At 40.6% G+C, this 8,897-nt stretch carries 9 protein-coding genes and 1 pseudogene; 9 read left to right on the top strand and 1 reads right to left on the bottom strand.

The window, feature by feature from the left end; translation table 11 throughout:
* A partial coding sequence (locus OCV96_RS06515) for a hypothetical protein (protein WP_262593894.1) occupies positions 1–615 on the top strand: 615 nt, incomplete at its 5' end.
* A 41-nt stretch (positions 616–656) separates the two neighbouring features.
* On the opposite strand, the gene OCV96_RS06510 is transcribed toward OCV96_RS06515, so the two are convergent.
* Positions 657–1,139 (bottom strand): helix-turn-helix domain-containing protein, encoded by a 483-nt coding sequence (locus tag OCV96_RS06510; protein ID WP_005601262.1) that lies wholly within the window; start codon positions 1,137–1,139, stop codon positions 657–659.
* A 245-nt stretch (positions 1,140–1,384) separates the two neighbouring features.
* Between OCV96_RS06510 and OCV96_RS06505 the strand changes: the two genes are divergently transcribed.
* The 8 genes and pseudogenes from OCV96_RS06505 (at position 1,385) to OCV96_RS06470 (ending at position 8,563) form a co-directional block, all read left to right on the top strand.
* Entirely contained in the window at positions 1,385–1,579 is a 195-nt protein-coding gene (locus tag OCV96_RS06505; RefSeq protein WP_118669248.1) for a DNA-binding protein, read from the top strand.
* Between the two features lie 14 nt (positions 1,580–1,593).
* Entirely contained in the window at positions 1,594–2,679 is a 1,086-nt protein-coding gene (locus OCV96_RS06500) for a tyrosine-type recombinase/integrase (protein ID WP_118669249.1), read from the top strand.
* A 98-nt stretch (positions 2,680–2,777) separates the two neighbouring features.
* Positions 2,778–3,758: an AAA family ATPase gene (locus OCV96_RS06495; protein ID WP_262593892.1), complete on the top strand. Its 981-nt coding sequence runs from the start codon at positions 2,778–2,780 to the stop codon at positions 3,756–3,758.
* Positions 3,759–3,872: 114 nt separating this feature from the next.
* Positions 3,873–4,106 (top strand): complexin-2, encoded by a 234-nt coding sequence (locus OCV96_RS06490; protein ID WP_118669255.1) that lies wholly within the window; start codon positions 3,873–3,875, stop codon positions 4,104–4,106.
* A gap of 299 nt (positions 4,107–4,405) precedes the next feature.
* Positions 4,406–5,824, top strand: a complete 1,419-nt coding sequence (locus tag OCV96_RS06485; protein WP_118669252.1) for a plasmid recombination protein — start codon at positions 4,406–4,408, stop codon at positions 5,822–5,824.
* A gap of 15 nt (positions 5,825–5,839) precedes the next feature.
* Complete coding sequence (locus tag OCV96_RS06480) at positions 5,840–6,247, top strand: TnpV protein (protein WP_118669256.1); 408 nt, start codon at positions 5,840–5,842, stop codon at positions 6,245–6,247.
* A 394-nt stretch (positions 6,248–6,641) separates the two neighbouring features.
* Positions 6,642–7,019 (top strand): annotated as a pseudogene (locus OCV96_RS06475) (sigma-70 family RNA polymerase sigma factor); the annotation flags it as partial.
* A 14-nt stretch (positions 7,020–7,033) separates the two neighbouring features.
* The gene (locus OCV96_RS06470) at positions 7,034–8,563 is read left to right on the top strand and encodes a hypothetical protein (RefSeq protein ID WP_118669254.1); all 1,530 of its coding nucleotides are present in this window, start codon (positions 7,034–7,036) and stop codon (positions 8,561–8,563) included.
* The last annotated feature ends 334 nt before the right edge of the window (positions 8,564–8,897 follow it).

Raw genomic sequence — 8,897 nt, 5'->3', positions numbered from 1 at the left:
TGGTATATAGTTACAATGGTATTTCATGAACAAGAAGCATCCATTCAAGAGCCAATGGAATATTTAAATAGAGAATTATCACTTTTGGGATTAGAAAATCATTGTATACATACAGGCCCTATTATTCGAAAAGAGGAAGAATACTCTGAAATGGATTATATAGAACGTAGAAAGATATTTAATAAGATGGTTACGTTTATGAGACAGAGTGGGGTAAAATATAAAGCTTTCCATATAGAGAAAAAGCATATTGAAGATATTGTTGAAGCAACGGGTAAACTTTCAAAGCAAATATCTGTTTTTATTAGGGAGCACTATGACTTCTTGCTTTCGTTCGACTTGGTTAAAATATACTATGATAATGGACAAGTAGAGTTAAACAAAATATTATCGACCTTGTTTAATGCATTTTTGCCAAGAGTGGAGTTTCGAAAAGTAAAACCATCGGATTATAGGTTGTTTCAGGTGGCTGATATGATATGCACTTTTGAACTGTTAAAGCTAAAAATACAGAATCATTCCTTTTCGAAATCAGAGCAAATATTCTTTGGCTCAGTAAATGATTTAAAGAGAAACTACTTGAAGATTGTCAAAAGACAGGATATTGATCATTAGGCAATAACTCCAGTGAATTCAACGATTCACTGGAGTTATTTTTACCATCCCTTAATCTGTTTAATCTGTTCTGCCCGTTCGGGATCTCTGTGATACTGCAGCTTGAATTGTATCGTTTCCACCACTTCTTTCCTAGCTTCATCATCCAACTGGTAAAAGGAAGTCAGCAAATTATCCACATCAGGCATACTGTTTTTCCCGAAAAGATACATAAGCGGGTACATGGAATTTTTTAAATACGTTTTTACCCGATTTCCGTCAAGAGCGCCATTCAATCCATTCGGTAATGTAGGATATATTTCTTCTTCTGTGATTGCACCCGAAAAGGGACTGGCAGAGCATATCTCATTCACGTCAATTTCTAATTCATTTGCCAGTCTAAGTGCAAAGTCAAATCGGATATTAGAATCCTTTTGAATAATTGAATAAAGTGTTGTGGCACTGATACCAGTTGCTTTTGCAATCTGGCGGACATTCGTGCCTTTACTGTCTAATATTTCTTTCAGTTTCTTACCGTCTCCCATTGAAACCTCCTGTTTTCATAAATTTAAAATTTACGAATTGCATAAATATAATTATTATCATAGCACAAATACGAAAGACATAAAAGAATAATTTTCAAAAATAGCATATACGAATATCGTAAAAATATAATTACGAAATCTTGACAAGGGAAATGTGTAGTGATAATATGAATGTACGAAAATCATACACAAAACAAATACTAGAAATGTAACGAGATTCAAAGTATAGAAGGGAGGACGAATGTATGGCGAATTATCAATATATGATGAGTGCCGATGATGTAGCCCGAGAATTGAATTGTTCCAAATCTCATGCGTACAAGCTGGTAAAAAGCATGAATGAAGAGTTGGCTTCGCAAGGATATATCACAATGGCTGGAAGAATTCCAAGAGCGTATTGGGCGAAAAAAATGTATGGCTACGAATTATCAGTAGGATAGGAAAGGAGAGCAGTATGGCATACAAAGAAAAAGACACTAAGAAATGGACAGCCCAATGGTTTGAAACAAATGCCAGGGGTGAAAAGAAAAAGCGAAGAAAAAGAGGTTTTGAGACAAAGCGAGAGGCTCTTGAGTATGAGCGACAGAAGAAATTGAATAACAGCAGAAGTATGGATATGAAGCTAAGTGAATTTATGGAAGTTTATTTTGAAGATAAGCAGAATGAGCTGAAGGAACGCACCATGAAGAACAAACGATATATGATGGAGCAACACATCATTCCGTATTTTGGTAATCAGATGATGAGTGAGATAACTGCAGGGCAGATTATTCAGTGGCAGAATGAAATGCAGACCAAAGGATTTTCGGAAGCCTACTTAAGAATGATACAAAATCAGCTAACTAGCTTATTCACTCACGCTTCACGAATTTACGATTTACACACAAATCCTTGTAAAAAAGTTAAGCGTATGGGAAGCTCGGATAACAGAAGTCTGGATTTCTGGACAGTAGATGAGTACCAAAAGTTCATACAGACGATGGAACCGGGAAGCAGATACTATCTTATCTTTGAAATACTCTTTTGGACGGGGTGTAGAATTGGAGAAATGCTTGCCCTTACAAAGTCAGACATTGATTTTACGGAAAACAGAATCAGTATTAGCAAAACCTATTACCGGACAGAAAGAAAAGATGTTATTACTACACCTAAAACGGAGCAATCGGTCAGAGTGATTGATATTCCGCAATTTCTGACACAGGAGATAAAGGATTATGTGGATAAGCTCTATGAACTGCCAGATGATGAGAGGATATTTCCGATAGTGGCAGAGGCAGTACAGCACAAGTTGAAGCATAACTGTGAAAAGACTGGGGTTAAGAAAATCAGAGTTCATGATATTCGACACAGTCATGTTGCTTATCTTATCAATCAGGGAGTGCAGCCACTCATTATTAAAGAGCGGTTAGGGCATAGGGATATAAAAATCACATTGAACACTTATGGGCACTTGTACCCGAATCAGCAGAGGCAGGTGGCTGATATGCTGAATCAACAGAGAACTGAAAAAGTCCCAACAGCGGCAACTGTCAGGACTTAAGATAACCGGATAAACCTCTGTTATCCTATGTATTCACAAGACAAGTATAGCAGAGGTTTTCTCCGGTAGCAATCACTAAATGAAATTTGGAGGAAAAGATGACAGAACAGAAGATTAAGTTAAAGATGATTAGAATGTCGGAGGTACAGTCGCAGGAGATTGAGTGGCTGTGGTATCCGTTCATTCCTTATGGAAAGCTGACAATTATCCAAGGTGATCCGGGGGATGGAAAGACAACAATGGTGTTGAATCTGGCAGCAAAGCTGTCAAAGGGCGAAGCACTGGATGAAAATATGAAGGTCACAGAGCCGGTCAATGTAATATACCAGACTGCGGAAGATGGTCTTGCAGATACGGTAAAACCGAGACTGGAACTTGCAGGGGCAGACTGTGAGAGAATTATTGTTATTGATGAGAGCGACAAATCGCTGTCTATGGTAGATGAACGATTGGAACAAGCGATTGTAAGGACTGGTGCAAGGCTCTTGATTTTAGACCCGATACAGGCATATTTGGGCGGTGGCATGGATATGAACCGGGCGAACGAAGCAAGGGATATGACAAAGAAATTAGGAGCATTGGCAGAGAAAACAAAGTGTGCCATTATCCTTATCGGTCACATGAACAAGGCTTCTGGCAATAAAGCGGCATACCGGGGCATGGGTTCCATAGATTTCTTTGCGGTAGCGAGGAGTGTGTTATTGGTCGGCAGGGTAGAAGGAGAATCGAATACCAGAGCAGTTGTTCAGATAAAAAACAACCTTGCAGCATTCGGACACCCGAAAGCGTTTGCTTTATCAGAGGACGGGGTCAAGTGGCTTGGAGATTATGAGATTACGGTGGACGAGGTGCTTGGCGGAATTACACCAAAGGCAAATAAAATGGAGCAGGCAAAGCAGATGTTAAGGGAGCTTGCAGAAACACAGAGTGCGGTTCTGAGTAATGAGATATTTGACCGGGCAAATGAGCTGGGGATTTCCAAACGGACACTGGAAAACGCAAAGAAAGAGTTGGGTGTCCAGACAAGGAAAATCAACAACGCATGGTATTGGGAACTGGATAAAGTAAAGCCAGAATAAGGGAAGAACGCAACAATGCAGAGTATATGGAAATGCGGTCTTGAACATTGCAAGGTTGCAAAAGATATAGACATTGCGTTGTTGCGATCTTGCAGAAAGGATTGGTGGATTACTATGAAGAATGTGCAGATTTCGCAGGAGCTTTTCTTTTTACTCGTGAGATATTTTCTGATAGGGCAGGAAGAAACAGAGCCGGAGATAACTAAGGCATTGGAGAAAAAGATGGATGCGTTGGTAATGAGAGAGCTGTATACGCAGTATAAAACTGCACCGACAGAGGAAGAAAAGGAAAAGGCACGCAGGGAATATCTTGACAAGCGTGGTGTGCCGGACAGCTTCCGATGGTAAGTTTTCCTTAGACGATTAAAACGGGAGCGTGGCACGCACCCGTAGGATACGGTTAAAAAAATGGTGGGGTGGCAGCGATGATGATGTGACCGGAACGGGCACAACTGCCGCAGGCATAAAAGCTCCCGGCAGGGCGCAAAACCTGACTTGTCAGGTTGCATTTTTGATGGCGGTAGCTGTCAAAAGTGCTTTTGCGTTACTTTCGACGAAAGTAACAAAGCCTGTGCCGTATCCGGCACTAAAAGATACAGATAAAAAAAGATGCGAGGTGGTTTTTATTGGAGAGAACGATTAGCGGAATGATGGGGAAAGGCTCTGTGAATCACAATACAAGAGCATTTTCAGCAAAGAATGTAGATAAAGAAAGAAGCCGTGACAATGTGGAATTTTGTCACAAGGATATAAAGGCAGTGTATCATGAACTGTTTGACGAAGCTCTGGAAAGGTACAATGCGAAGCAGAAGCGGAGTGACAGAAAGATTGATAACTATTATGAGAAAATCCGGCAGGGGAAGCAGGAAAAGCTGTTCCATGAAGTGATTTTCCAGATAGGCAATAAGGACGATATGAATGTGCGGAGTGAGGAGGGGCAGTTGGCAAAGCAGATACTTTCGGATTTCATGGCAGACTTTCAAAGCCGGAATCCGAATCTTCATGTATTCTCGGCACATCTGCACATGGATGAGGAAACGCCGCATATTCACATTGATTTTGTCCCTGTTATTACCGGGAGCAAGCGAGGACTTGATACCAGAGTTTCATTAAAGGGAGCATTAGCAGCGCAGGGATTTGAGGGAGGCACCAGAGGAGCAACGGAATGGAATCAGTGGATAGAATCGGAGAAAAAGGAACTTGCGGCAGTCATGGAGCGGTATGGTGTCGAATGGCTGCAGAAGGGTACGCACAAAAAACATCTTTCGGTGTTGGATTATGAGAAGCAGGAGAGAGCAAAAGAGGTTGCGGAGCTTGACAGTCAGCTTGCACAATCAGAACGGGCATTGCAGACAGCAAGTAAAATGGTAGACAATCAGTTTGCTCGTGTGGAAGAATTGGCAGAGATGGGCGATAAGTTTCAAAGACGGAACGAGGAAATCAAGGCAGATAATGCAGAACTGGAAAAAACGTATGTAGATACAAAGCAGAGTTATAACAGTTTGTTGGCAAAAAACAGTCAGTTGATTTTCGAGAATGAGGATTTGGAGCTGGAAAAGGAAAGGCGGTTGTCCGGCAATCGGGAATTAGAAAAGCAACAACAGAAGCTTCAAAAAGAACTGGAAGCTATGGCAGGTTCTAAGGTCGCTCTGGAGCGTAATGTGAGAGCCTATGACGAGGACAGACAATGGCAGCTTCCGGAGCCGGGAGTGGTGCAGTCGGCAAAAGCCTATCGTGAAAAGGTGGCACTACCATTGATTACAAGGTTAAAGGAGATTGTAAAAAGCCTGACAATCAAGTGTGTTGGTCTGATGGAGCAGGTTAGAAAACTGACTGAAAAGGTAAATCAGCAGGAAGATGACATCGCATGGTACAAGAATAAAATCAAGGAACAGAATGGCACAATGGAGCACTTGCAGGAGAAAGCAGAGGATTTGGAACGAGTGAAGCAGTATGTCGGTACAGATAAGGTGCAGGGTATTATTGACAGCATGAAAGAAGTGGAACGGTTACAGGCAGAGCAGAACCGACTGCAGAGAAGCTACCAGAACAGAATGAGCAGATAAAGGAGATTGATGGATATGACAGATAAAATTAAGAAAACAGAAGTATTGGAAAAGCACATTGTAGGAGAAAACGAAATCAGTTACACTTTGGGAGAGGATGGTCTGTATTACCCAGATCTCCGGCTCCCGGAGGGAACGCATTATGAAATTGGCAGATACGGAAGAATGAGAGCAGAGTATCTGAAAGAACATCACCGAGCATTGTATCTGGAACTGTTACTAAGTGGAGAATTCAATGAATATCTGCACCAGACGGATGAGGAATGTTATCAGATGATGGAACGGTTGGTGGAGCAGATGAAAGCATCTGAGGGCGTGACAGAGGAATTGAAAGCTACTGACCAAATGGCATGGCTGGGAGCTATGAATAGTATCCGGAACCGTGCAGAAGAAATTATCATAAATGAATTGATTTATAGCTAACTCCAAGGGGGAGCTTGTACACATCATGCATACAAGTTCTCTCTTTTCACTTGCTTGAGTCCAAGTTTGACAGGTTTTTACTTCGTCATTCCCAAGTTTGAATTATCGGATGAGGTAAGATAAAATGAATACGATTTCAGGATAAAATACCTTTCACAAAAAAAATTTAAGTGTTTTTTGTGCTTTTTCCGTACTATATATGACCGGTTAATCTACATGGAAAGAGGTGACATTGTTGAATGACGAAAAAATTATAATTGCAATTAGAAACAGAAGTGAGGGTGCAATCAATGAGACTATCGACAAATACTCTAAACTTCTGTGGTCTATTATAGGAAAGGTTCTAAATAATATTGGCTCTGTTCAAGACATAGAGGAATGAGTTGCTGATACATTTATCTACTTATGGGAAAATCCTCATAAATTCGATCCCTCTCGAGGCAAGTTAAAATCATGGCTCTCCATTATTGCTCGAACAAAAGCCATTGACCGTTGCCGAGAAATTGCAAAGACACGCACAATTTCATTAGAAAGCACTATTCTTGTTAGTGACCTCGGTATTGTTGACGATATGATTCAAGAAGAAACTCGGAGAGTGCTTATTGCAGCAGTTAATGCACTCGGAGAACCTGACCGTGAAATTCTGGTGCGACGATACTATTACGAACAGAAGCCAAAAGAAATTGCTCTTGCGCTGAACTTGAGTGTGAAGCAGGTGAATAATCGCCTGTATCAAACAAAACAGAAATTGCGTGAAGCGCTTTCGAATTGAATAGGAGGAATAACATGAACTCATTTCGCAAATCTAATTTGCAAAATATAAAAAATATTTTTGAAGAAAAAACCGGAGTTGAATTGGAGAGCGCTCCTGTATGGCGTTATCCGATTAAAAAATATGTGGTAATTGCCGCTGTGTTGGTATGTAGCTTCACTATGACGGCATTCGCAGCAAGCTTGTTTTCTTCACTGTCGGGTGACGATCTAAGCCTCTCTTCTACCTATGAAGGAAATGGAATTGTGTCTATCCAAGTTGAAAACAAATCTGATAAAGATTTGAATTTTCAAAAACAACTCAAACTGATGCGCTGGTCTACCAGTGAAGAAATTGCCCCACTGTCCGACAACATCATCTTTGAGAATACGGAAATTAAAGCAAATACCAGCGGCACGATGACCATTGACCTATCTGCCGCATATGATTTTTCTGTATTAGAACAGCCGCTGGTTGATGACCATTACTATTTTGTGTTGACCAATAATAATTTCCTGTTTGGGCAGGATTGGATGTGCAGTATCGAATTTACCGAGCCTATCATTACTCCTATACAGGAACCCACCCCAATAAATCCCGTTGAAGCAGATAAAGTGTCTGTATCTAAAGTTACAGAAAAACTCCAGCACTATTTTGATACCTACATTGCTGACCCGCTTGAGTGGCAAGCGAGGAACGAGGAATACCTGTCCGATTGTGCGCAGCTTCTCAACGATCTGGATGGGAATGTTGTTCCTTCCGTTGCACCACATCTTCTTGTCGATATGTTGAACCCCGGGGTTATTTTTGACGAAACAGTTCCGGCAGATAAACAGCATTGGCTTACTGGCGAACACCATAAACCCATTGATGGATACAATCTGCCGATTGGTTCTACTTTAGATGAAAAGGCATTGGTGTTGAGTGCCTATGTTCCTCAGCACAGGGGAGAATTTGATGGTGGTGTAGATGTTCCGTTGGTCTATATCATGACATATGAAGTAGATTCCATTCAAAGTTCTGAAGATTACGCATTTATCCGTGGGCAACTTCTGACATTTGCTGAAATGGAGCAGTACAAGGTATACGAAGATGAAAAATATATTTGCTTCAATGTAACAGAACTATTCTATACCGATTTGCGAACTCATGTAGAAAGCATGATTTCTCAGCGAAGCGATGTATATTTCGATGAACAGATCTGGGAGCGTGTGCAAAACATTTACAACTACTGTATGGATAAAGAGAATCTTGAAGGGTCTTTTTATTACATTGATGATGGCGAACCATCCACGCAAGGGCTAAGTAGTATGAAGCTGGATTCACGAGGGGAAAATGGTGAGAATTCATTAGCTTATCTTGATACACTTCGTGATAATATTTCGCAGGCCATTCTTAATAAAGAATTAAATTTTGTTTCTTCTTGTTGGGTAGATGAAGCATCACGAACTGTAAAGGTAGGTATCACTGAAATGAAGGAGGAGTATATACAAAGATTAAAAGAATTTGAGAACATGGGACCAGCATTAGATATTTTTCAGCAAGATTTACCAGTGGATGAATAAACATTAGTTTGTACATGCGTGGTTCTACTATGGTTCTAAAAAATTTCAAAACCTCAAATAAGAGGGCATATTTGGAATAATACAGATAAAAAAGTGCCTGAAATACACCTAAAAGTAATAGGATTTTATATCCAACGAAGCGTGAGGGTGGTAGAACCGTTGGTTCCGGCCGTGTTGCTACCATCATCGAGTAATCTTTGATAGATAGTATATAGCTCTTATTCTGGGGAAGTACTTGTACTTCCCCACAGACTGTAGACAAAACGCTTTTGGTCAGCACTCCAGAAGCGTTTTTCTTGTTTTGGGTTCAAAAAGTGTGTACTTGATCAATAAT

The organism is Waltera acetigignens (assembly GCF_025567015.1).
Classification (GTDB): Bacteria; Bacillota; Clostridia; order Lachnospirales; family Lachnospiraceae; genus Acetatifactor; species Acetatifactor acetigignens.
Note: the sequence above shows the minus strand (reverse complement) of the source record. Positions and strands in the feature narration are given on the sequence as shown.